A 21,697-nucleotide genomic window follows, 5' to 3' on the forward strand; every position below is an offset into this window, starting at 1 on the left:
AAGTCAAGATCTGGCTTCAGATACCTTTGTAGACTCGCAGATCCGGCCCGACCCAGCATTCGGCTGACGGACTGCGGTCGGCCAGATACCACCAACAAACGTCCGAATCGATGCCACAAGGGACGACGTCGATGGTGACTCCCTTGGTCAATGTCAGGTGCAAGAGGCCCGCTGCGCCGACTTCAACCGAGAGGACGACAAAACGGGACGTTTTCAAGTTCGAAAGGAACGCATTGGCGATCGTCCAGGCCCTCCTCCTCTCCGGGTCTCGCGGCGGCGTCTTCCGGTCATAAAACCGCCGTTTTGACCCCCTTCGCGACGGTCGGTGATCGTCGCTTCCCATCACGACGACACCGTTCTGGGCGATGCGCCAATTGGCATAAACGAAGAGGCTGACCTGCGCCCGAGTCGTCTCATGTCCTTTTGGCGTCGTATAGGGGCGTTGCTCCCCGAATTCGAAGCACTGTGAACAGGGTCGCCACATGTCCGTCAAAGGTTGACCGACCAGAACGCTCAGGTAGGTCGAGATCCGTTCGGGGGAGTATTCGAACGTCACCCCTGGCTCGTGACGGGTCATCAACCCACAGAATGCTCGAGACTGACCGCAAGCAGCTTCTGCGCTTCGACGGCGAACTCCATCGGCAGTTCGCGGAACACGTCCTTGCAGAACCCGCTGACGATCATGTTGACCGCGTCCTCTTCCGGGATCCCGCGTTGGGCGAGGTAGAAAAGCTGGTCTTCGCCGATCTTCGACGTCGTGGCCTCGTGTTCCATCTTCGCGGTCGAGTTTTTGACCTCGATATAGGGAAAGGTGTGGGCGCCGCAACGGTCGCCCATCAGCATCGAGTCGCAGCACGAATAGTTCCGCGCTCCGTCGGCGCCGGCGTTGATCTTGACCAGTCCACGGTACGTGTTCTGGCCGTTCATCGCGGAAATGCCCTTGCTGACGATCGTCGACCGTGACCGTTTGCCGATGTGGATCATCTTCGTTCCGGTATCGGCCTGCTGCTTGCCGGACGTCAAGGCGACGGAGTAGAACTCGCCGACCGTGTCGTCGCCACGCAGGATCACGCTGGGGTACTTCCATGTGATCGCCGAACCCGTCTCGACCTGAGTCCAAGTGATCTTGGCCTTATCACCGCGGCAGATCCCGCGCTTCGTGACGAAGTTGAAGATCCCTCCCTTGCCCGTTTTGGGATCACCAGGATACCAGTTCTGGACGGTCGAGTACTTGATCGTGCCTTCCTTCATGGCGATCAGTTCGACGACCGCGGCGTGGAGCTGGTTCTCGTCCCGCATCGGCGCCGTACAGCCCTCGAGGTAAGAGACGTACGCCCCTTCGTCGGCCACGATCAAAGTCCGTTCGAATTGGCCCGTGTTCTCCGCGTTGATCCGGAAGTACGTGGAGAGCTCCATCGGACAGCGCACGCCCTTGGGAACGTAGACGAACGAACCGTCGCTGAAGACGGCGCTGTTCAACGTCGCGTAGAAATTGTCGCTGTAGGGGACGACGCTGCCGAGATGTTCGCGCACAAGTTCGGGGTATTCCCGGACGGCCTCGCTGATCGAGCAGAAGATCACCCCGTCTTTTTTGAGGGTCTCCTTGAAGGTCGTCACGACCGAGACCGAATCGAAGACCGCGTCGACGGCGACTCCGACCGGGACGGCGTCGGCCACTCGGGAGGCGGCCTCGTCGGTGGCGGGCGCGTTGCCGGCATGAATGTCGGCCGCGCCGCGAACGTTCAGCAAGATCTCTTGCTCCTTGAGCGGGATGCCGAGCTTCTCGAAGGTCCGCAGAAGCTCAGGATCGGCGTCCTCCAGGGAATCGAGGACCGGCTTCTTCTTAGGGGCCGAATAGTACGAAATCGCTTGGAGATCGGGCTCCTGGAAGTGGACGTTGGACCACTTCGGCCTTTGAAGGGTCTGCAGGTGCCGGAACGCCTTAAGCCTCCATTCGAGAAGCCATTCGGGCTCTCCCTTCTTGGCGCTGATGAACCGGACGGTGTCTTCGCTCAGTCCTGGCGGGAGGGTCTCGGCCTCGACGTCGCTGACGAAGCCCCATTGGTACTCGCGCTCGGCGTAGTGCTCCAGGAGTTCGTCATCGGTTTGAGGTTCCAGTTTCTGGTCGGTCAGTTCCATTCGCCCTAAGCTAAATATACGTCAGGGTGTCGGTTGTCGTCCGGGCAGGGCCAAGAACTGAATCCGGCAGGTCCCGGTCGGCCGTCCCGATCCTGGCCCCTCCCTTTTTGAGTCCATTGCGCCGAATGGCACGAGAATTCCGTAATAATCGCGCCGTGAGTAAGAAAGCGCTCCTCGCCGCCCTGATCGTCTGTGCAGGCTGTGCGTCCGCACCTTCGCTCGAAGGAAGCTGGCTCGTCAGTGACGCCAAGAACATGCCCCCCGGGTCGACGGTCAAGATGACCTTCGCCAAGCCCGACAGCATGAAGATGCACATCGAGATGGACCAGGACATGGGCCCCGCAGGCAAAGTCAAGATCAAGGCCGACGCAGCCGGAACGTACAAGTACGACGGCAAGATCCTGACGACCCAGGTCGATTCGGTCAAGTTCGACCTGAGTGCGGTGCCCGAAACCTACCGGAAGATGATGGAGCCGATGAGCGGCCAGATGGAGACCCGGGCGAAAGACGAGTTCAACAAGCAGAAGCAGTCGAACCTGACGTTCGAAAACCCCGACAAGGTCACGTCGAAGAACACGGACGGTTCGGTCACCACTCTGACCCGCGTCAAAGCGTAAGCGGTCGGACCGGAACAAGAAAGGGGCAAGGCGGTGAACCGCCTTGCCCCTTCTTCGTCCTCAGCCTCCGTTCACGCTACCGTGACGTCGGGGCAGAGATAGACGTCCTGGATCGCGTTGAGCAGGGACACGCCCTCGTCCATGGGCTTCTGGAACGCTTTGCGGCCAGAGATCAGGCCCATACCGCCCGCGCGTTTATTGATGACGGCGGTCGTGACCGCGTCCTTCGTGTCGTTCGCACCGGACGCGCCGCCGGAATTGATGAGGCCGGCGCGGCCCATGTACGAATTGACGATTTGATAGCGGCAGAGATCGATCGGATTGTCGCTCGTGAGCTGCGTGTAGATCCGTTCGTCGAGCTTGCCGTAGCTGGACCCGCCCGTATTGAGCGCCTTGAACCCGCCGTTGTTCTCGGGCAGTTTCTGTTTGACGATGTCGGCCTCGATGGTCACGCCGAGGTGGTTGGCCTGTCCCGTCAGGTCGGCCGAGACGTGATAGTCCACGCCGTCCTTTTTGAACGCGTTGTTCCGGAGATAGCACCAGAGGACGGTCGCCATACCGAGTTCGTGCGCGTGGGCGAACACCTGGCTGACTTCGACGATCTCTCGACCCGAGTCCTCGCTACCGAAGTAGATCGTGGCGCCGATCGCGACCGCTCCCATTTCCCAAGCCTGTTCTACTTGACCGAAGAGGATCTGCTCGGCTTTGTTCGGGTAGGTCAGGAGTTCGTTGTGGTTAAGCTTGACCATGAACGGGATCTTATGGGCGTACTTACGTGCGACCGATCCGAGGACGCCCAAGGTGGACGCGACGGCGTTACACCCTCCTTCGACGGCGAGCTTCACGATGTTCTCAGGGTCGAAATACTCCGGGTTCTTGGCGAAGCTGGCGCCCGCACTGTGCTCGATGCCCTGGTCGACGGGAAGGATGCTGAGATAGCCCGTCCCTCCCAGGCGGCCGTGATCGAACATCGTCTGCAGGCTGCGAAGGACCTTGACGTTCCGGTCGCTCGGCCCGAACACCCGGTCCACGAAGTCGGGGCCAGGGACATGGATCTTGGACTTGTCGACGGTGGAACAGCGGTGGGTCAGGAGCGCGTCGTCACCGAGGGCCTCCTGGATCTTGCCGATCCCGGTCGCCGGAAGCGTGGTCGCCATGCCTGGATTCTATCTGAACCGGGCTCGGCGGGCCGGACTCAAAGGTACTTGCGCGGGTTGACGGGCGAGCCGTTGATCCGCACTTCGAAGTGCAGGTGGGGCCCTGTGGAGTAGCCGGTCGAGCCGACGGCGGCGATGTGCTGCCCCATGGAGACCCTTTGCCCTGACGAGACGAACAGGCGGGAACAGTGGCCGTAGAGCGTGGACTTGCCACCTCCGTGGTCGATGATCACCGTGTTCCCGTAGCCGTTGCGCCAACCGGCCGAGATCACGACTCCGCTGCCGGCGGCCTTGATCGGCGTTCCGGAAGGCGCCGCGATGTCCTGGCCCGTATGCAGCTTGCGGCTGTGGCTGATGGGATGGACGCGGTATCCGTACGGGCTCGAAAAGCGCCCGTTCACGGGCAGGATGAATCCGCCGACGTGGGGCGTGACCTTGCCTCCGCTCGTGGCCATATAGGCGCGGATCTGGGCCTCGATGTTGTTGCTCTCCCGCTCCATCGCCGCCAACTCCTCCTGGAGGTCGTCCCTCTCGTTCCGGAGTTGACCGAGAGCGGCCTGTTTGCGGTTCATCGCGAACTTCAGTTCGCCCTCCTGGAGCTGAAGCCGGGCTTTCAGCCGTGCGACCTCGTTGACGACGGCGTCCTGGCGCTTTTTCTTCCTCGCGACTTCGTCGCGGAGCACCTTGACCTCGTCGAAGACCTCATGGTCGTGGCGGGCGATACGTTCCAAGATGGACTTCCGCGCCGCAAAGTCGCTGACGTCGCGGGCGCCGATCAAGACGGAGAGCACGGTCTCGTTCCGGGACGTGTACATTCCCCGGATCCGGCGGGCCGCTTGTTGCCGCTTTTCGATCAGCCGCTTTTGAGTCTTGTCCAGCTCCACGGACAGCTTGGACTGCTCCTTTTTCGAAGCTGCGAGGCGTTCTTTGGTATCGGCCAGTTTCGTCTCGGCGTTCGTGATCCTCGAGTCCAGTTGCTCGACCTCAGCCACCGTGACGTAGATTTCCTTCTTCTTCTGGACGAGCTTGGCACGGACGGCCTTCTTCTTGGCCTGAACGCCTTTAAGCTTCTCCTTGAGCTTGCCGGTCTTCGCTTTTGTCGTCGACGTCTTGTTCTGAGCGACGACGTTCGAGGCGAAGAGGCACGGCACCAGGGCGAGGGCCAGCACGGCCGCGAAGCGTGTCATGACGTCCTCCGGACCTGGAGCGGCTCACGGACGGCGATCATCGAACAGACGAGGCCGTAGGCGGCTCCCGCGATCCCGAGCACGACCACGGTCTGCTGGATCGGGAAGGGTTGCACCCGGCCGAACGCGTCCATGTTCCTTACGACCGTCAATTGGATCAAGGTCGACGTGGCCCAAAGCACACAGGCGGCGAGCGCTCCGCCCAGGAGCCCTTGGACCATGCCCTCGATCAGCATCGGTGCCCAAACGGTGAAGCGGGTGGCCCCGACGAGTTGCATGATCCGGATCTCGCGCCGACGGGCGAGCACCGTCATGCGGATCGCGTTGTAGATCAAGATGCCGCTGGTCACGAGCATCGCGGCTCCGAGGATCCCTCCTAGCCAGGGCAACGTCTTCATCGCGTCGGCCATGAAGCTTTGCTCGGCTTTCGGATAGTTGACGCCGTCCCGCTCGACTTCCGGCAAAGCCTGGACTTTGGACGCCACGTCCTCGAACACCTTCATGTCCTTGACGGTGACCTCGTAGGCGTCGGGTAACGGGTTGTCGATCTCAAGGCCCTTGATGTCGATGGACGGGTTCTGCCTGAGGAACTCTTGCAGTCCTTGGACTTTCGGGACGAAGCGTACCGAGGACACCCCTGGGATCTTCAAAATCTTGTCTTGGAGCCCTTTGGCCGAAGCTTCCGTGACGCTCTCCTTGAGGAAGACCCGCATCTCGACCCTCTTGCTGAGTCCCGTGACGAAGTTCGCGAACCCGATCGTGACCAACGCCAGACCTCCCAAGAGGAAAAGGGCCATTCCCGACGTCGTGACGGCGGCGAAGGTCATCCAAGTGTTGCGCCGGAGCGAAACCAGCGCCTCTCCGAACAGGAACTCGATGCGGTCAAGCATTCTCGCCCTCCAACGTCAGCGGCTCACCGTCCAAAGTGGCTCTCCCGTTCATGTCGGGCTCCAACGACAAGGACTGGACGATCTCTTCGTGGACCGAATGGGCGAGGGCCAAGGCTGAACTGTCCGCGACGACCCTGCCGTGTTCCAGCAGGACGACGCGCTGTCCGAACCGCTCCACGATCGGCATGTCGTGGCTCGCCACGATGACGGTGGTGCCCCTGAGGTTGAGTTGCAGAAGGAGTTCCATGATCCCCACGCTGTGGTCGGGGTCGAGGTTTCCGGTGGGTTCGTCGGCCAAGAGCAATGGCGGGTTGTTGATCAACGCCCGACCGATGGCGACACGTTGCTGTTCGCCTCCGCTCAGCTCCCGGGGGAAGGCGTCGGCCCGTTGAAGCATGTTCACTTGCTCGAGGATCCGGGGGACGAGCGTCCGGACTTCTCGGCGGGTCCGGCCGCACGCCCGCATCGCGTATCCCAAGTTTTCCCAGACACGGCGGTTCGGCAGCAGTCCGAAGTCTTGAGGCACGATACCCATCGCCCGGCGAAGGTGAGCGACTTCGGCGACGGGCAAGCGGCCGAGGTCGCGACCGTCCAAGGTCACGGTGCCTTTCGTGTGCCAGACCTCGCGGGTCAGGCACTTGATCATCGTGCTTTTGCCGGAGCCGGTCGGGCCGCACAAGAACACGAACTCGCCCTTTTGGACGGTCAGTGAAACCCCTCTCAGCCCCGAAACCAGGTCGTTATAGGCGACCTCGACGCCTCTGAACTCGACGTAAGGGGCCGCGCCCTCGGTGATCGCGGGCCGCATTCCCTTCATGGTACCTGTTGGAATCTGCCCAGGTTCCCGTCGGGCCTTAGGCAAGGTTGCCGGAATCCGATGGGATCGGTGCCTTCCGGTACGCAGGGTGCACGTCATGCCGGACATGGTCGCCGTGTTCGCCGCCGTCCTCAGTTGGGAAAGCTCTTCGGCCCAAGCCCTGCTCCAGACCGCCCACGCCAAGGTCGCACGGTGCGCCGATTACGAAGCCGAAGTCAAGTACAACTTGAACAAAGCCCGGATGAGCGCGTCGCCGAACCCAGGGAGCACGGACTCCAGGTCGTTCGTCGTCAAGAGGTCGGGAGACGCCTATTCCGTGACCGTCGAGGGTCAAAAGACATGGACGGGAAGCCGGAATTCAGCCGCGACCGACCCCTTTCTGGCCGTGGACCATGAGTTCACCCGCTGGTTCGGATTCCGTAAGAAGCGGCTGACCCTCAGCCTCCTTCCACCAGACGCCCAGGGGCCTGTGTACACCCTCCTCCGTGCGCCCGCCCTGCCCAAGGGTTGCGTCGCCGTCATCGAGACGTACCGATCCAAGGGCCTTCCCGACTTCCGGTTCACGACCGTGATCGAGGAGCGGACGGCCGAGATCAAGGGATATTGCAGCTTCGGCGCGGTTACGGACGTCGCCGAATCGGGCCAAGGCGAAGCCGACCGTCAGGGCGTCATCTGGAGCGAAACCGTCGAGATCACGCGCCGCAAGAGCTAAGGGGCGAACGGCCCCGTCGATCACCGGCCGTCGGGCCATAACTGTCCGATGGCCGATACGGTCGAACGGATCCGGGTCCGCTACGGCGAGACCGACATGATGGGGCACGCTTATTACGCGAACTACCTCTATTGGTTCGAGCAGGCGCGCGGAGCGTGGTGCCGAGACCGCGGGTTCACGTACAAAGAACTCGAGGACGCAGGTTTCCGCCTGCCGGTGGTCGAGGTCTGGGCCCGTTATAAGGGGGAGGTCAAATACGACGACCGGGTCGCGGTCCGGGTCTGGATGGGCGAGCGGAAGCGGGCTTCGGTCAAGTTCGAATACGAGGTCGTCAACGAAGCGACGGGCCAGAGCGTCACCGAGGGATACTCGTGGCACGTGTTCGTGGGTTCGGAGATGAAAGCGGTGACGATCCCCACCGAGATCGGCGACATGCTCGACCGCGACCCGTCCCAGTGGCCGACGGTCGAAGACGGGTCTTAGAGCAGCGTCACGTTCGAAGCGCCCAGTCCCTTCGTCGCGTTCCGCGTGTCCAGGATCCTCTGTGCCGAAGACACGACCGAAGCGTAATCCGTTCCCGAGTGGTCGGTCGCGATCACGACAAGGTCGTACTCCTTCATCGTTTCCGGGTCGAGCGGCACCGAACTGAGGGTCAGACCGTGCTCGGAGAACGAGGGCACGAACGGATCGTGATAACTGACCTTTGCCCCTTCATCGACGAGGAGCCGCATGACTTCGATCGACGGCGACTCCCGCCAGTCGTCGATGTCCTTCTTGTACGAAGCCCCGAGGACGAGGACCTTCGCCTTCGACAGTGCGATGCCCGCTTCGTTCAGCACCCTGGCGGCTTTCCGGACCGTGAACTCAGGCATCATCCGGTTGATCTCGCCGGCGAGCCCGATGAACCGCGTCGTGAAGTTCAGTTCGCGCGCCTTCCATTCGAGATAGTGGGGATCGAGGGGGATGCAGTGTCCGCCGACGCCGGGGCCGGGATAGAACGGCATGATCCCAAAGGGCTTGGTGAACGCCGCGTCGAGGACTTCCCAAACGCTCAGTCCCATACGGTCGCAAAGCAGCGTTAACTCGTTGACAAGCGCGATGTTGACGGCCCGGAACGTGTTTTCGAACACTTTGGTCAGCTCGGCGGCCTTCGCGCTGGAGACCGGAATGACGTTTTGAATGGTCATGCCGTAGAACGCGGTCGCGACTTCGAGCGAACCCGGCCCGACTCCGCCGACGACCTTGTGGGTGTTCTTCGTCGAATAGCGTTTGTTGCCCGGGTCGACCCGCTCCGGCGAGTGCGCCAGGAAGAAATCGCGCTCGACCTTGAGACCGCCCGCTTCGAGGATGGGCAACATCACCTCCTCGCACGTTCCCGGGTACGTCGTCGACTCGAGGGAGACCAGCTGCCCCGGTCTCAACCGTTTGGCGATTTCGGCTGTGACGCTGCGGACGTACTGCAGGTCGGGGGCGAGGTTCTTGTCGAGAGGAGTGGGGACGCACACGACGACGACGTCCATTTCGGCGATGCGGCCGAAGTCGCACTCGGCACGGATCAGACCTTTGCCGACGACGTCTTTCAGTTCCTCGTCATGGACGTCGCCGATGTAGTTCTCGGCGCGGTTGACGTTATCGGCCCGCATCGGGTTCTGCTCGATCCCGACGACCTGGAAACCGACCTTCGCCTTTTCGACCGCGAACGGTAACCCGACATATCCGAGACCGACGACGCCCACGAGGGCGGACTTGTCCGCGATTTTGGACTTCAGCGTCGCGACGTTCGTCGGATTGGGTTCGAGGACGGCCATGACAGGTCGGAGAGGGTACCTGCCCCGACGTGCCGTGGCACGGACGACGTTCCCCTCGCGAACGGACATAATGACGCCCATGCGCCGAATCTGGCCCTTGCTCCTCGTCCTTCCTTGCCTCGCGCAAGCCCAGTTGGGGGGGGCCGGCCAATATCCGCAGTTCCGGTCCGCGTCCGGACTTCCCGGCTCCGGTTTCGGGGTCGCACCGGACGGTTCGGTCGACCCGACAGGCGCCTGGAGCCTGAGCACCCCCATCGCCTATTCGCTGAAGCCTTGGCAGTTCGTTTTCGGCGTAGGCAGCTTGAGCCCGAACTCCACGTTACGTTTCCTCGACACGAGTTCCAGCGAGTCGAAAGGCAACGGTACGGGCCAGTTCATGGTCGGCCTTCCGCTCGGCAAGTACGGGACGGCCACGTACAGCCTTATGGTCTTGAGCACCCGCCTCGACAGCGTCGGCAACCTGACGTACACGCCTCCGGGCCAGACCGGGCCCGTCCGGTTCGGTGTCGGCGTACAGGACGTCAGCGGCAACGGGGGCACCCAAGGTGAAGGCCCCAACGGCCAGGATCCGGGCAACAGCAGGTCTTACTTCGTGGTCGGAACTTACGCCGGCCCGCGCGGGCTCCATGCGTCGCTCGGCGTGGGAAGCGGACGGTTCGACAGCGCGTTCGGAAACGTCAGCATGAACATCTCGCCCAGGAGCAAGGCCGTCGTCGAATATGACAAGTTCAATTGGAACGTTGGGCTCGGCTATGATCTCGGGAGGTTGGCCGCCAGTCCCCGCAAAGGCGCCGACCTCGGAGCGACGTTGTTCGTCGGCCTCGTCCGCGGCAAGTACGCCTATTGGTCGGTGAACGTCAGGTTCTAGGGCTGAAGCGCCCCGTTCCATGCTCCTTTTTCCTGGCACATGGAACGTGGCACCTGGTACTCTCTCACCTAAGCGGGCGGGCGTAGCTTAATGGTAAAGCTCCAGCCTTCCAAGCTGGCCACGTGGGTTCGATTCCCATCGCCCGCTCCATTCACCTTTTGTTACCTTTGACGGTGAACGTCCGTTCACTCCGCATCCCGCTGTCTTCCGCCGACACGCGGTAGCTGCCGGGATCCAATTGCACCGACCACGACCACTTTCCACGGTCGACGTCGACGGTCGTACGAGAGACCCGTCGGTTGCCGGAGAAGACAGAGACCGTCACGCGGTCCGTGCTCGACGTCCCGTCGAACCGCACCGTCGTACCGATGACGATCCCGCCGTTCCGTGGCGTCAGGACATTGATGAAAGGCTTCTGGGTTTCGCCCCGCACCTTGAAATCGGCCCGTTCTCGACGTCCGTCTTGTTGGGCGGAGGCGACATAGCTGCCCGGATCCAGACGGACGTCCACGCTCCATCGTCCGTTCCGGACCGTCGGTCGGCCCGAGTAGACCCTGCGTTTGCCCTGATCGATCTGGACGTCGACGCGGCCGCTCGCAGCATATCCACTGACCGTCACCTTCGGCCCTCCCAGCGTCGAGCCGTTCCGGGGGCTGTCGAGACGAAGGCGGTCAACGGGGATCGTCCCGCCGCCGCCAGGTGCGCCGCGGCCGACTTTGAGGTCGATGGACGAATTCCCGGACTTGTCTTCGACTTTGATCACGTACGATCCGAGTTCGAGGCGGGCCGAGGTTTCCCAACGTCCGTCGCGGACTTGGACGGGTCGGGAGAACACCTGTTCCGTTCCCCTGATCCCGGACACGCGGACGGATTCTTCGTCCGATGTCCCTGTGATCACGACGATCGGTCCGCGCACGTTCGAGCCGTCGCGCGGTGACGTGATCCGTGGGCGGTCAAGACTTGCCGTTGCCCAGACGGCGGTCACGAGCATCAGTCCGGCGCTTATCGATCGAAGCACGTTCATGGCGCTTCTATTTTAGCTGGGAAACGGCCCGAGTCGGCGGATGACTCGTGAAGCCTGCGCGTCCCGAGAGCCGGGGCCCCCTCCCGTGGCACCGGTACACTCCGCCCGGCCCGCCTTCCATGGACCAGTCCCACATCCGTAACTTTTGCATCATCGCGCACATCGACCATGGGAAAAGCACCCTGGCCGACCGCATCCTCGAACGTACGGGGGCGGTGCGCGGCGAAGCTCAGGAGCAGATGCTCGACACCATGGACCTCGAGCGCGAGCGGGGCATCACGATCAAAATGACCGCCGTCCGGTTGGCGTACACGGCCAGCGACGGCAACGAGTACGAGTTCAACCTGATCGACACTCCCGGCCACGTCGACTTCACCTATGAGGTCTCCCGTGCCCTCTACGCGTGTGAAGGAGCGTTGTTGCTCGTCGACGCGACCCAGGGCGTCGAAGCTCAGACGATCGCCAACGCCTCAATGGCGATGAACCAGAACTTGGAGATCATCCCCGTGATCAACAAGATCGACCTCCCCCACGCCGACGTCGAAATGGCCAAGGAGGAGATCGAGAACGCATTGGTCATCGACGCCTCGGACGCGATCCCCGCGTCGGCTAAGTCCGGGCTTGGCATCCCCGAGATCCTGGAGGCGGTCGTCCGACGCGTGCCGCCGCCCAAAGGCCAGGCCGATGCGCCACTCAGGGCCCTGATCTTCGACTCGCACTTCGACTCTTACCAAGGCGCAGTGGCCTACGTCCGGGTCGTGGACGGCTCGGTCAAACCCGGCGACAAGATCAAGATGATGTCGACGGGAAAGACCTTCGACGTCGACGAAGTCGGCGTGTTCCGGCCGTTCCTCGAGCGCGGCCAAGTCCTGAACGCAGGCGAGGTCGGGTTCGTGACGGCCGCGATTAAGTCCATCGGCGACGCCTCGGTCGGCGACACGATCACGTTGGCGGAACACTCTGCAGTGGAGCCCCTACCCGGTTACCGGAAGGCCAAGCCGATGGTGTTCTGCGGCCTTTATCCGACGGACGCCGACCAGTACCAAGACCTTCGCGACGCGATCGAAAAGCTCCAATTGAACGACGCCTCGCTCGATTTTGAACCGGAAACGTCGGCCGCGCTCGGGTTCGGTTTCCGGTGCGGTTTCTTAGGCTTGCTCCATATGGACATCGCGCGGGAGAGGCTAGAGCGGGAATTCAACCTTGATCTGATCCTGACGGCGCCATCGGTCGACTACATCGTCCACTTGACGAACGGGGACACGATCGACGTCAACAACCCGAGCGAAATGCCGGAGACGACCAAGATCGCGCGCATCGAGGAGCCGATGGTCGACGCCACGGTCATGGTGCCCAACGAGTACGTGGGAACGGTCATGACCTTGTGCCAAGAGCGTCGCGGCACGTACAAGAAGTCGGAATACCCCTCGCACAACCGGGCGATCCTGTACTACTCGTTGCCCTTGGCCGAGATCCTCCTGGACTTTTTTGACAAGCTGAAGTCGCAGACGAAGGGTTATGCCTCGTTCGACTACGAGCTGTCGGCCTACTCGGAATCCGACCTCGTCAAGGTCGACATCTTGCTCAACGGCGATATGGTCGACGCCCTTTCGTTCATCGTCAACCGGCAGTTCTCCTACGCGCGGGCCCGTGCCATCGTCGAGCAGCTCCGCAAGGTCGTCCCGAGGCAACAGTACGAAGTCCGGATCCAGGCCGCGATCGGGGCCAAGATCATCGCGGCCGACTCGATCAAACCGTTCCGTAAGAACGTCATTGCGAAATGCTATGGCGGCGACGTCACCCGCAAGCGTAAATTGCTGGAGAAGCAGAAGGCGGGCAAAAAGCGGATGAAGAACATCGGCTCGATCGAAGTCCCGCAGGAAGCGTTCCTCAGCGTCCTGAAAGTCGCGGAGTAAGCAAAGTTCAGGCTTCGGGAACGTCCGTACGCCACGTCTTGTCCGCGGTTCCCCGGTACCGGCTGTTCGCGCGTGTGCCAGAGTTTGCCGTCGTCGGCTTTCCCTCCAAGAACAGCTTGACCTGTCTACCGATCTCGGATCCGAAGCGGACGGGCACGGCGTTGCCGATCTGACGGTACTGCTGGGCGAGCGTGCCTTCGAACCGCCACTCGTCGGGGAAGGTCTGGACCCGGGCGTACTCCTGGACACTGAGCGGTCGGAGTTCGACGGGATGAGCGAGCAACGTCGCAGGCATGGTCGGCGACGTCACCATCGTCGGTGCCGGTTCGTCCCAGGCCAAGCGTCGTAGGAAGCCGGTGCGCCCGCCGCCGCATTCGTACGCGTTCCCCAACGCTAAGCGCTGCATGTCGGGCGGAAGGCTCCGCCAGTTCTGTCCGGGCGCAAGGTGTTTCACGAAGCGGGCCTGTTTCTCCCTGAGGTGAGTGTGGTCTTGATGCCCGTGAAGTCCGTTGACGGCATCGGCAAAGGTCTGCCAACGGGGCTGCCGCGGACCGCCGTGGGTCGGTGTAAGGTACGGCGCCCGACCAGAGCGCGAGGCGACGAGGACGAGACGCTCTCGACGTTGAGGGACTCCGAAGTTGGCCGTATCATAAAGGTCGAAAGTCGTTTGGAACCCGGCACTGTGAAGGGTCGCCAAGATTTGGGACAGCGCGCCGCCAGGAAGTTCGTCCGGAGACATCGGGGCGAAACCGAACCCCCGCTCGGAGTGCGGACGGTGGACTAGCGGAGCCGAGAGCAGCCCCCGGACGTTCTCGATCACGATGAGGTCCGGATCAAGCGAGACGGCGAGGCGAAGGAAGTGCAGGAAGACGTTTCCACGTTCGTCGTTGAGACCCAGCCGCCGCCCGGCCGTCGAGAAAGCTTGGCAAGGGGGCCCGCCCACGACCGCACCGATCTTCGACCCGATGCGTAGACCGCCGGGTTCGAGAGAGCGGATGTCGCCTTCGACCAGCCTCAGGTCGGGCCGGTTCGCTCGGACGGTCCGGCACGCGACTTTGTCGGCCTCGTTCGCGAAGACGCACTCCCACCCGGCCTGTTCCAGTCCAAGGTCGAGCCCCATGGCGCCCGTGAAGAAGCTGGCGTACCGCACCAGGACTAGAGACGTGACAAACGCCTCCCCCGATCCGGCGTCCCAGTACGTCCCGGTCGCACCGTCTTCGGGCTTGCGACGTCTGAGAGGTGATGGACACGATCGAGCAACGTCTAGCCGCCCTGGAAAGCACGAACCGGAAGTATCGGGCGGGGCTGACGGCCTGCCTCGTCGTCCTCGCTTTCATCGCCATCGCCGCTCCGAGACAAAACCCTCAGCAGCAGCAATATCCGCGGCAGATCGTGGCGGACACGATCACCGTCCAGTCGCTCAACGCCTATAGCGGACATGTCAGCCAGTTCGTCAGCGACCGTGCGACCATCGGTTACGCGGACGTTCGCGATACGGATGCCGGCACTCTGACCGCCCGAAGTGTCGAGACCAAAGGGATGAGAGCCTTCGAGGCCGTCCTAGGTCGGACGACGGCCACGATGATCGACGTCCGCGCGAACGAGACCGAGGGCGGCGTCCGTTTGACGCCAGGTTCGGTCTCGGTCCTGGGGCGACAGGACCAGGTGGCGGCTTCGCTGGGCTTGGAGGGCGAATCGGGTTCGGTGTCCGTGTTCGGAAAGGGCGGATGGACCGGCTTTCAGGCGACGGCCGACTCCCAAAACGGAACCGCGATGGTCTACAACGGCCGCGGTTTCGTTCTGGCGTCTATGGGCTCGACAGAGAAAGGGGACGGCCGCGTGATCGCCCATACCCGGAACGGGAACAAAGTCGCGATGCTGGAGTCCGACGACACGGGCCAGTTCGGACGCGTCACCGTCCGTAAACAAGGGGGCGAACCGATGGCCCGGCTCGAGGCGAAGGACAAGTCGGGCCGCTTGTCGATCCTTGACGGTGTCGACGAGACGGCCCGCTTTCCGAACGATTAGCTCTTCCGGATCAGCCTCATTCCGACAGCCCGCCCGACGTCCAACGTGACGTACCGGATCGTGCCGCCAGAGTCCCGAACGGCCTTGATCGACATGCCAGGGACGGACGCCGAGTCTTTCGAGGTGAGCGAGAGAGGGAACGGGTCTCCGTCCTGATCCACGCCCTTGAGCCTGTCACCGTCGACGGTGACGTCGATGGTCATCGGCATTTCGTGGCAGACGTACGTGCCGACCCAACCTTTGAGGTCCTCCGGACTCGGCTTAAACGGCTCGCCGCGTTTCATTTCGATGACAGCCGGCCCTTGTCGCAAGGTCACTCCTACCACAGAACCCGAGTCGTCCTTTTTGAAGTCCAACGTCGCCTTGACGGCCTTGTAGAAGAACTTGGTGTCGGACGAAGCGAAGATGGGAAGGGCCTGCTGCCCCGTGACCTGTGCCGACAATTGTTCGGCGTTCCGGGACACGGTCAAGACCCTTCCGTCGGGAAAGGCGTACGTGCCCTCGAACGGTTTGAGTTTTTCGGCCGCTAACTTGATTTCGGCGTTCTCGGCGGGGGCCGGCAGGTTGAGGACGAGCCTGGCGATCTGGTCGGCATAGGGAGAGCTGAGGTTGGTGCCGTCGTTCCCGAGCGCGAAGACGGAGACGTGTTTGGTCGGGTAGCGCTGGGTCATCGCGTTGAAGCCGAGCCAGTTTCCGCCGTGTTGGACGCGCGGGACGCCGTCCAGGTCGTCGACGAACAGCCCGAGCGCGTACTTCGTCGGTTTCTTATCGTTCGTCACCCCGACCTCGAGCATTTCCGCAACGAGTTCCTTGCGCTTCTTGCCGAGTTTGTTGTCGACGAAGTTCTCGTGCCACTTGACGAGGTCGGCGACCGTCGTGTGGACGCCTCCGTCACCATAGATCTCCATGCCAGAGGTCGCGTTCTGGGTCTGCCCAAGGAGGCCCTTCTGGTAGCTCAGCGCGCGGTCCGGAAGGATCGCGGACCCCCCGGTGACGAACGACGACTTGTCCATGCCGAGCGGTGTGAAGACGTTGTCCTTCGCATACCGGGCCAAGGTCGAACCCGAGACCCGTTCGACGATCACGGCGCACAACATATAGCCCGTGTTGCAGTAGTTGAACCGTGCCCCCGGCTCGCTGTTCAGTCCTTGTTGCAAGGTCATGACGTCCATGGCGTCCTCGAACGTCCTGCGGTCTTGCAGGTTCCAACCCGAGACCGCCATGAGCGTGAGGTAGTCGCGAAGACCGGAGACGTGTTCCAGGAGTTGACGGATCGTGACGGTCTTGCCGAACGTCGGGATCTCTGGGACGTACTTCGTGATGTCGTCGTCAAGGTCGAGTTTGCCTTCTTCCTGAAGGAGCAGCATGCACACGGCCGTGAACTGTTTGCTGACGCTTCCGACGTCCATGACGGTGTCGGCGGTGTTCGGAGTCCCGCTCTCGACGTTCGCCAGTCCGTAGCCTTTGGCAAAGACGAGCTTGCCGTCAACGGCGACGCCGACGACGCCTCCCGGGCCGGACTTGGTGTTCCATTCCTTGCAGACCGTGTCCACCTTGGATTCGAAGTCCGATGGCAGTTGGGCGAAGGACGATGCGACGAGGGCCGCGAAAGAAAGGGTGAAGAGCGCTCGGGCCATGCGCCATTAGGTACCACCAAACGAGGTCGTTGGTTTCGCCGTTTTAGGGCCGTCGGAAAGAACCGGACGGGCGGAACCACCGTGGCTCGAGTGTCGCCGCCCGTCCCGACGCCCGTCAGGGCTCTGCGAGTAGCTTCATGACCGCTTCTTCGAGTTCTTTGTCACGGAGGTCCTTGAAGCGGATCACGCCCTTTTTGTCGAGGACGTAGATCGTGGGCCAACCCCTGACGCCCCACTTCTTCGCAAGCGGCCCTTCGGTCGAACCGTCGACCGCTTGTCGCCAGGTGATGCCTTGTTCCTTGAGGATTTTTCCGAGGACCGACCGGTCCCCGTCGCTGTTGATCCCGATGAGAGCGAACGGTCGGTCTTTCAACCTAGCGACCATGTCTTTCTCGTGAGGGATCATCGCCCTACAAGGGCCTCACCAAAAGCCCCAAAAGTCGAGCACGACCACTTGACCGCGGTACTCGCTCAACTTGAAGGCTTTGCCCGATTCGTCTGTCGCCTCGAAATCCGGGGCGACCATCCCGACCTGCAAGTGGTCGATCCGGAAGAGCTCGTTTCCGGCGCGCTTGCCGGACGTCGTATCGCCGTACTTGTCCCGGAGCGCGACATAGATCTCGCGTCCTTTAGCCAGGTCTCTCGACTCTCCATAGGGCGGCGCGTACACCTCGGCCTTATGCATCAGGGCCGCGGCCTTGACTTCCCGGTTCTTCGTGGCGGCGATGATCTTGTCGCAGTGCTTCAGCGACCATTCGGCAGCCTTGGAACGGTCCTGGAAGAACACGTACCCGTACTGGTCGAGCAGATAGAGGGAGTGGCCGAACTCGGGTTGGTCGATGGCCCTTGCCTCTAGTTCGCCGAGCAACCGGTCGCTCGTCTTTTGGTCGTTGAGTCCCATCGCCATTCGTAGCGCGAACGTTCCGGCCCGGCAAAAGAGGCTCTTGTTCTTTTTGGACCGGTCGGCAAGGGACACGGCTTTGGGGAAGAACCGTTTTGTCGGATCCTTCGCCGGGTCCAACTTGATCTTCTCCCTCTCTTCATCTGTCTTTGCGTCCTCGAACGGCTTGTAGTAGTCGCTGAGAGCCTTGTTGTAGTCTTGGTTCAACTTCGTGAACTCGGCTTCGAGCGGATCAGCCTTCTTTTGTGCGAAGCCTGCGCACACGGTCAGGGCGAGCGCCCCGATCATCACGGTCCGGATTCCCTTCAATCGTCCTCCTCGCGCCGGACGCTCCGGCGCGCTTCCATGATACAGGCTGATCGCCGTGAGCGTGACGAAGGGAACCGAGACGCTTAAAATTCTGCGGAGCCGTCTTCCCAAATGAAGAAGGGGTTCCCGTCAGGGTCATAAAAGTGCGCGGCCCGCGTCTGTCCCTTTTCACCCGAGACGGCCGTGACCGTCACGCCCTTGGACTTCAGGTCTTCGACCTGGGCCTCGACGTCTTCGACCTGGAACACGAGACGCGGCCGGGGATGGCCGTGTCCCAGGTCGTCCGCGCCGTGCAGCGAGGCGGACATGAGACCGATCGTGCTACCGAGCCCGTCCGCGTCGATCAGGGCGAAACCGAAGTCGAACTTCTCGATCAACGACAGTCCGAGCGTCCCTGTGTAGAACGCGATCGCCGCGTCCAGGTCGTCGACATAGTACAGCGTCTCTTGCGCCCTGCGTTTCAGCATGTCAGGCTCCGAAGAGGTCGTCGCGGAGCACGATCGTCTCAGCCCGGTCCGGCCCGACGCTCAGGATAGCCGCCTTGACGCCACAGAACTCCTCGATGAACGCGACGTACTCGCGGGTTTCCAGAGGAAGGTCGCTGACGGCGCGGGCCTTTCGCAGGTCGCCCTGCCATCCGGGCAACGTTTCGAGGTCGGGTTCGAGCCCCGTCCATTCGTGTGGACAGCAAGGGAACGTTCTGACGGGCGCCCCGCCCCTTCTGTATCCGGTCGAGACCTTGACCGTATCGAACCCGCTCAGGACGTCCAGCATCGTGAGGACGAGCCCCGACACCGAGTTGACGCGACAGGAGTGGCGGAGGGCGAAGAGGTCCAACCAACCGCACCTGCGGGGCCGTCCCGTCGTCGTCCCGTACTCGTTGCCTTGCTCACGGATCCGGTCGCCGATGGCGTCGGTGAGTTCGGTCGGGAACGGGCCGGAGCCGACGCGGGTCGTGTACGCCTTACAGACACCGAGTACGCCGCCGATGTCCCTGGGGCCGATCCCCGTACCGAGACAGGCGCCGCCCGAGACCGGGTGGCTCGACGTCACGTAAGGATACGTTCCATGGTCGAGGTCCAGGAACGTGCCCTGGGCGCCCTCGAAGACGATCCGCTTGCCGTCCCGGACCGCGTCCTGGAGCATCGTCTCGCAGTCGAGGACGTACGGCCGCAACACCTGGGCGTACCCGGCGTATTCGTCGTGCAGGGCGTCCAAATCGAGCGGTTCGTGCCCGAAGAGTTCGAGATACCTGTTCTTGACGGCGACGACTTCGGACAGTCGTTGCCGGAACACCTCGGGTTCTACGAACTCGCCCATCCGGATGCCGTTGCGCTGGACTTTGTCGGTATAAGCCGGGCCGATCCCGCGCGACGTCGTGCCGATCTTGTTCTGTCCCCTCGCTTCCTCTTCGAGCCGGTCCAAGAGCCGGTGGTAGGGGAACACGACATGGGCGGCAGGGCTGACCACCAGCCGTCCCATTTCGGACACTTTGGAACGTGTCGCTTCGAGTTCGTCGATGAGCCCCTTAGGGCAGACGACCATTCCGCCCCCTAGGACGGCGGTGACGCCGGGATAGAGGATTCCCGCGGGCAGGAGGTGGAACTTGAAGTCGTCCTTTCCGACGATGACGGTATGTCCGGCGTTGTTCCCGCCGCTAAAGCGGACGACGAAGTCGGCCCGGGCCCCGAGGACATCGACGATCTTGCCTTTGGCTTCATCGCCCCACTGGGCGCCGACGATGGCGAGAGTCTTCATATTCGATCCCTGTTCTCGGGCCCGCCTGACGACAAAGCGGCCGGCGGGACCCGTTCGGTTTCGAGGATCCGCCGGCCGCTTGACCGTTGAGCCTTATCTCGACCCGACGAGGATACCAAATCCGATTGTTTTCTTACGGGAACCAAGTTCTCGGTCGGCCAAAGTCACCGTACAATCAAGGGGGTCGATCCGTCCCGGCTTAATAGGGCCGGGCAGAAGCGGCCCACCCGGGAACGGGTTCTTTCAGGACGTTGCCATGCTTGTTTCGCCCCGCAAGCCGAGCGGGATTTCGACCGGTGCCCACGGCTCCGGACTCGGTCGCCTCGACCACTCCCCGATAGGCCCTGTCACATCCGGCCGTTCTCCCTCCAATGTTAGGGCACGCTTCCTTTCACGGATGGAAACTATGAGCCGACCCCTCCGCCGCATCGCCCTCGGGCACCGTCTCGTCATTCGCGCGGTGAGCCTTGTGCTCGACCGGTGCCTGGACGATTGAACACAGACGACAGGCCTGCACACTTTCGTGACGTTTAGGCCACGTGGACCCCGGGTCGGGCTTCCGATACCGTAGACTCGGGCCATGACGCTTCCCTTGGCCCAAGGGACGGGAGGTCTTGCCGTGACCGACCTTTCCTCGAGGGCCGACGACCTCGCCCGCTCCAGTTCCGACGGCCTCGCCACGATCCGGCGCCAGGCCCTTGACGCCTTTGTCGGCCGGGGTCTACCGACGTCGAAGGACGAGGAGTGGAAGTACACCAGCGTCAGGGCCTTAAGCGAAGGCCAATGGGACGTCCGGAGGTCGCCCGGCTTAGGGTCTGGGGAGGCCGAAGGGTTCCTCGAACCGGGATCGGTCCGGATCTCGCTGACGGACGGAACGATTACGGGTCGACCGGACGCGCTTCCCTTAGGCTTGACGATCGAGCGTTTGGGCGAGGGGACTGCGGACGGACTGTTCGGTCACAGTGGACCAGGAACGACCGTGGCCGGCGACCGCACGATCTCGCCCGACGACCACGTCTTCGGATCGCTGAACACGGCGTTGTTCCCCGAGGCTACGATCGTCCGCGTCGCAAAGGGCGCGACCATTGATCCTGTGGTCGAGATCGTCCACCGTTTGACACCTTCCGACGGAGGGGTCCGCCCGCTCGTGTTCCCTCGGCTTCTGATCGTCGCTGAGGAGGACGCGTCCGTCAGGATCGTCGAATCGTACGTCAGTGATCCGGGCGCCGACGGCGCCGTCGTGCCTATGACCGAAGTCTTCGTCCGGACCGGGGCACAAGTCGAGCACGTCCGCGTCCAAGAACAAGCGGAGACCTCGTTGCACATCGGGCTCTGGCAGACGCGTCAAGCCGGGGACAGTCAGTACAAGAGCTACAACGTCTGCCTGGGAAGTTCGACGGCCCGTGTCGACCAGTCCATATGGCTCGAGGGCAAGAACGCCGTGACCCGGCTCGACGGAGTCGTCTGCGCGGCCGGGAGCCAGCACATCGACAATCACACCCGTCTGGACCATGCGGTCCCCGAGTGCAACAGCTTCGAAATCTACAAGCAGGTCGTCGCTGACGGCGCCACGGTCGTCTTCAACGGCAAGATCTTCGTCCACGAAGACGCTCAGAAATCTGACGCGAAACAGACGAACCAGGCCCTCTTGTTGAGCCCCCAGGCGACGATCGACTCGAAGCCTCAGCTCGAGATCTTCGCGGACGACGTGAAGTGCACGCACGGTGCGACCGTGGGGCAGCTCGAGGACACGCCTTTGTTCTACATGCGCCAGCGCGGAGTGCCCCAAGAGACGGCCAAAGCCGTCCTCGTCTATGCCTTCGCGGCCGAAGTCGTGGAACTGATCACGATGGACGACGTCCGGGACGCCCTGGAGCGGAAGCTCTACAACAAGCTCGGTGTCGACCTGTCTTGACGTCATGAAAGGGA

21 protein-coding genes and 1 tRNA gene are annotated in these 21,697 nt (G+C 62.5%); 8 read left to right on the plus strand and 14 right to left on the minus strand.

Going from position 1 to position 21,697, the window contains the following annotated elements:
• Window positions 1-16: 16 nt before the first annotated feature.
• Window positions 17-577 (minus strand): hypothetical protein, encoded by a 561-nt coding sequence (locus tag JST30_13770; protein MBS1715393.1) that lies wholly within the window; start codon window positions 575-577, stop codon window positions 17-19.
• On the minus strand, window positions 577-2,139 hold the full coding sequence (gene sufB, locus JST30_13775; protein ID MBS1715394.1) for a Fe-S cluster assembly protein SufB: 1,563 nt from the start codon (window positions 2,137-2,139) through the stop codon (window positions 577-579). The genes JST30_13770 and sufB overlap by 1 nt, the downstream gene beginning before the upstream one ends.
• 155 nt (window positions 2,140-2,294) lie before the next feature.
• Here sufB and JST30_13780 point away from each other — a divergent pair, with 155 nt between their 5' ends.
• On the plus strand, window positions 2,295-2,756 hold the full coding sequence (locus JST30_13780) for a hypothetical protein (GenBank protein MBS1715395.1): 462 nt from the start codon (window positions 2,295-2,297) through the stop codon (window positions 2,754-2,756).
• 71 nt (window positions 2,757-2,827) lie between these two features.
• Here JST30_13780 and JST30_13785 read toward each other — a convergent pair whose 3' ends face one another.
• The 4 genes from JST30_13785 to JST30_13800 are packed head-to-tail and all read right to left on the minus strand — an operon-like array spanning window position 2,828 to window position 6,798.
• Window positions 2,828-3,913 (minus strand): class I fructose-bisphosphate aldolase, encoded by a 1,086-nt coding sequence (locus JST30_13785; protein ID MBS1715396.1) that lies wholly within the window; start codon window positions 3,911-3,913, stop codon window positions 2,828-2,830.
• Between the two features lie 38 nt (window positions 3,914-3,951).
• Window positions 3,952-5,100, minus strand: coding sequence for a peptidoglycan DD-metalloendopeptidase family protein (locus tag JST30_13790; protein ID MBS1715397.1), 1,149 nt, complete (start codon window positions 5,098-5,100; stop codon window positions 3,952-3,954).
• Entirely contained in the window at window positions 5,097-5,990 is an 894-nt protein-coding gene (locus tag JST30_13795) for an ABC transporter permease (protein MBS1715398.1), read from the minus strand. Before JST30_13795 ends, JST30_13790 begins: the two co-directional genes overlap by 4 nt.
• Window positions 5,983-6,798: an ATP-binding cassette domain-containing protein gene (locus JST30_13800; GenBank protein MBS1715399.1), complete on the minus strand. Its 816-nt coding sequence runs from the start codon at window positions 6,796-6,798 to the stop codon at window positions 5,983-5,985. The genes JST30_13795 and JST30_13800 overlap by 8 nt, the downstream gene beginning before the upstream one ends.
• A gap of 106 nt (window positions 6,799-6,904) precedes the next feature.
• Here JST30_13800 and JST30_13805 point away from each other — a divergent pair, with 106 nt between their 5' ends.
• Window positions 6,905-7,519 (plus strand): hypothetical protein, encoded by a 615-nt coding sequence (locus tag JST30_13805; protein ID MBS1715400.1) that lies wholly within the window; start codon window positions 6,905-6,907, stop codon window positions 7,517-7,519.
• A 48-nt stretch (window positions 7,520-7,567) separates the two neighbouring features.
• Window positions 7,568-8,002 (plus strand): acyl-CoA thioesterase, encoded by a 435-nt coding sequence (locus tag JST30_13810; GenBank protein MBS1715401.1) that lies wholly within the window; start codon window positions 7,568-7,570, stop codon window positions 8,000-8,002.
• Here the strand turns inward: JST30_13810 and JST30_13815 are convergent.
• Window positions 7,999-9,327 carry a nucleotide sugar dehydrogenase gene (locus JST30_13815; GenBank protein ID MBS1715402.1) on the minus strand — a complete coding sequence of 443 codons (1,329 nt, stop codon included), beginning with the start codon at window positions 9,325-9,327 and terminating at the stop codon, window positions 7,999-8,001. The genes JST30_13810 and JST30_13815 overlap by 4 nt on opposite strands.
• 79 nt (window positions 9,328-9,406) lie before the next feature.
• Here JST30_13815 and JST30_13820 point away from each other — a divergent pair, with 79 nt between their 5' ends.
• Together JST30_13820 and JST30_13825 are read left to right on the plus strand one after the other, a co-directional pair.
• Window positions 9,407-10,195 (plus strand): hypothetical protein, encoded by a 789-nt coding sequence (locus tag JST30_13820; protein ID MBS1715403.1) that lies wholly within the window; start codon window positions 9,407-9,409, stop codon window positions 10,193-10,195.
• 76 nt (window positions 10,196-10,271) lie between these two features.
• A tRNA-Gly gene (locus JST30_13825) sits at window positions 10,272-10,345 on the plus strand.
• Window position 10,346: 1 nt separating this feature from the next.
• On the opposite strand, the gene JST30_13830 is transcribed toward JST30_13825, so the two are convergent.
• Window positions 10,347-11,219, minus strand: a complete 873-nt coding sequence (locus tag JST30_13830; protein MBS1715404.1) for a hypothetical protein — start codon at window positions 11,217-11,219, stop codon at window positions 10,347-10,349.
• Between the two features lie 119 nt (window positions 11,220-11,338).
• Here JST30_13830 and lepA point away from each other — a divergent pair, with 119 nt between their 5' ends.
• A complete protein-coding gene (gene lepA / locus JST30_13835; protein ID MBS1715405.1) occupies window positions 11,339-13,135 on the plus strand; it encodes an elongation factor 4 in 1,797 nt (598 codons plus the stop codon).
• Between the two features lie 7 nt (window positions 13,136-13,142).
• Here the strand turns inward: lepA and JST30_13840 are convergent, their stop codons facing one another.
• Window positions 13,143-14,255 carry a DNA cytosine methyltransferase gene (locus JST30_13840; GenBank protein ID MBS1715406.1) on the minus strand — a complete coding sequence of 371 codons (1,113 nt, stop codon included), beginning with the start codon at window positions 14,253-14,255 and terminating at the stop codon, window positions 13,143-13,145.
• A gap of 122 nt (window positions 14,256-14,377) precedes the next feature.
• Between JST30_13840 and JST30_13845 the strand changes: the two genes are divergently transcribed.
• Window positions 14,378-15,163, plus strand: coding sequence for a hypothetical protein (locus JST30_13845; protein ID MBS1715407.1), 786 nt, complete (start codon window positions 14,378-14,380; stop codon window positions 15,161-15,163).
• On the opposite strand, the gene JST30_13850 is transcribed toward JST30_13845, so the two are convergent.
• The 5 genes from JST30_13850 to JST30_13870 form a co-directional block, all read right to left on the minus strand.
• Window positions 15,160-16,800, minus strand: a complete 1,641-nt coding sequence (locus tag JST30_13850) for a serine hydrolase (GenBank protein ID MBS1715408.1) — start codon at window positions 16,798-16,800, stop codon at window positions 15,160-15,162. The two genes, JST30_13845 and JST30_13850, sit on opposite strands and share 4 nt — an antisense overlap.
• A 115-nt stretch (window positions 16,801-16,915) precedes the next feature.
• Window positions 16,916-17,206, minus strand: coding sequence for a TlpA family protein disulfide reductase (locus JST30_13855; GenBank protein MBS1715409.1), 291 nt, complete (start codon window positions 17,204-17,206; stop codon window positions 16,916-16,918).
• 15 nt (window positions 17,207-17,221) lie between these two features.
• Window positions 17,222-18,010, minus strand: a complete 789-nt coding sequence (locus JST30_13860; GenBank protein ID MBS1715410.1) for a redoxin domain-containing protein — start codon at window positions 18,008-18,010, stop codon at window positions 17,222-17,224.
• An 83-nt stretch (window positions 18,011-18,093) separates the two neighbouring features.
• Window positions 18,094-18,477, minus strand: a complete 384-nt coding sequence (locus tag JST30_13865) for a VOC family protein (GenBank protein MBS1715411.1) — start codon at window positions 18,475-18,477, stop codon at window positions 18,094-18,096.
• A 1-nt stretch (window position 18,478) separates the two neighbouring features.
• Complete coding sequence (locus tag JST30_13870; protein ID MBS1715412.1) at window positions 18,479-19,768, minus strand: adenylosuccinate synthase; 1,290 nt, start codon at window positions 19,766-19,768, stop codon at window positions 18,479-18,481.
• A 580-nt stretch (window positions 19,769-20,348) separates the two neighbouring features.
• On the opposite strand from JST30_13870, the gene sufD reads away from it, so the two are divergent.
• A complete protein-coding gene (sufD, locus tag JST30_13875; GenBank protein ID MBS1715413.1) occupies window positions 20,349-21,683 on the plus strand; it encodes a Fe-S cluster assembly protein SufD in 1,335 nt (444 codons plus the stop codon).
• The last annotated feature ends 14 nt before the right edge of the window (window positions 21,684-21,697 follow it).

This window comes from Armatimonadota bacterium, from assembly GCA_018268395.1.
Classification (GTDB): Bacteria; Armatimonadota; Fimbriimonadia; order Fimbriimonadales; family Fimbriimonadaceae; genus JAEURO01.

Bases quoted from the DNA above. Each gene is read 5' to 3' on its own strand.
- JST30_13770 (MBS1715393.1), bottom strand. From the start codon at position 577: ATGACCCGTCACGAGCCAGGGGTGACGTTCGAATACTCCCCCGAACGG.
- sufB (MBS1715394.1), bottom strand. From the start codon at position 2,139: ATGGAACTGACCGACCAGAAACTGGAACCTCAAACCGATGACGAACTC.
- JST30_13785 (MBS1715396.1), bottom strand. From the start codon at position 3,913: ATGGCGACCACGCTTCCGGCGACCGGGATCGGCAAGATCCAGGAGGCC.
- JST30_13790 (MBS1715397.1), bottom strand. From the start codon at position 5,100: ATGACACGCTTCGCGGCCGTGCTGGCCCTCGCCCTGGTGCCGTGCCTC.
- JST30_13795 (MBS1715398.1), bottom strand. From the start codon at position 5,990: ATGCTTGACCGCATCGAGTTCCTGTTCGGAGAGGCGCTGGTTTCGCTC.
- JST30_13800 (MBS1715399.1), bottom strand. From the start codon at position 6,798: ATGCGGCCCGCGATCACCGAGGGCGCGGCCCCTTACGTCGAGTTCAGA.
- JST30_13805 (MBS1715400.1), top strand. From the start codon at position 6,905: ATGCCGGACATGGTCGCCGTGTTCGCCGCCGTCCTCAGTTGGGAAAGC.
- JST30_13810 (MBS1715401.1), top strand. From the start codon at position 7,568: ATGGCCGATACGGTCGAACGGATCCGGGTCCGCTACGGCGAGACCGAC.
- JST30_13815 (MBS1715402.1), bottom strand. From the start codon at position 9,327: ATGGCCGTCCTCGAACCCAATCCGACGAACGTCGCGACGCTGAAGTCC.
- JST30_13820 (MBS1715403.1), top strand. From the start codon at position 9,407: ATGCGCCGAATCTGGCCCTTGCTCCTCGTCCTTCCTTGCCTCGCGCAA.
- JST30_13830 (MBS1715404.1), bottom strand. From the start codon at position 11,219: ATGAACGTGCTTCGATCGATAAGCGCCGGACTGATGCTCGTGACCGCC.
- lepA (MBS1715405.1), top strand. From the start codon at position 11,339: ATGGACCAGTCCCACATCCGTAACTTTTGCATCATCGCGCACATCGAC.
- JST30_13840 (MBS1715406.1), bottom strand. From the start codon at position 14,255: ATGGGGCTCGACCTTGGACTGGAACAGGCCGGGTGGGAGTGCGTCTTC.
- JST30_13845 (MBS1715407.1), top strand. From the start codon at position 14,378: ATGGACACGATCGAGCAACGTCTAGCCGCCCTGGAAAGCACGAACCGG.
- JST30_13850 (MBS1715408.1), bottom strand. From the start codon at position 16,800: ATGGCCCGAGCGCTCTTCACCCTTTCTTTCGCGGCCCTCGTCGCATCG.
- JST30_13855 (MBS1715409.1), bottom strand. From the start codon at position 17,206: ATGATCCCTCACGAGAAAGACATGGTCGCTAGGTTGAAAGACCGACCG.
- JST30_13865 (MBS1715411.1), bottom strand. From the start codon at position 18,477: ATGCTGAAACGCAGGGCGCAAGAGACGCTGTACTATGTCGACGACCTG.
- JST30_13870 (MBS1715412.1), bottom strand. From the start codon at position 19,768: ATGAAGACTCTCGCCATCGTCGGCGCCCAGTGGGGCGATGAAGCCAAA.
- sufD (MBS1715413.1), top strand. From the start codon at position 20,349: ATGACGCTTCCCTTGGCCCAAGGGACGGGAGGTCTTGCCGTGACCGAC.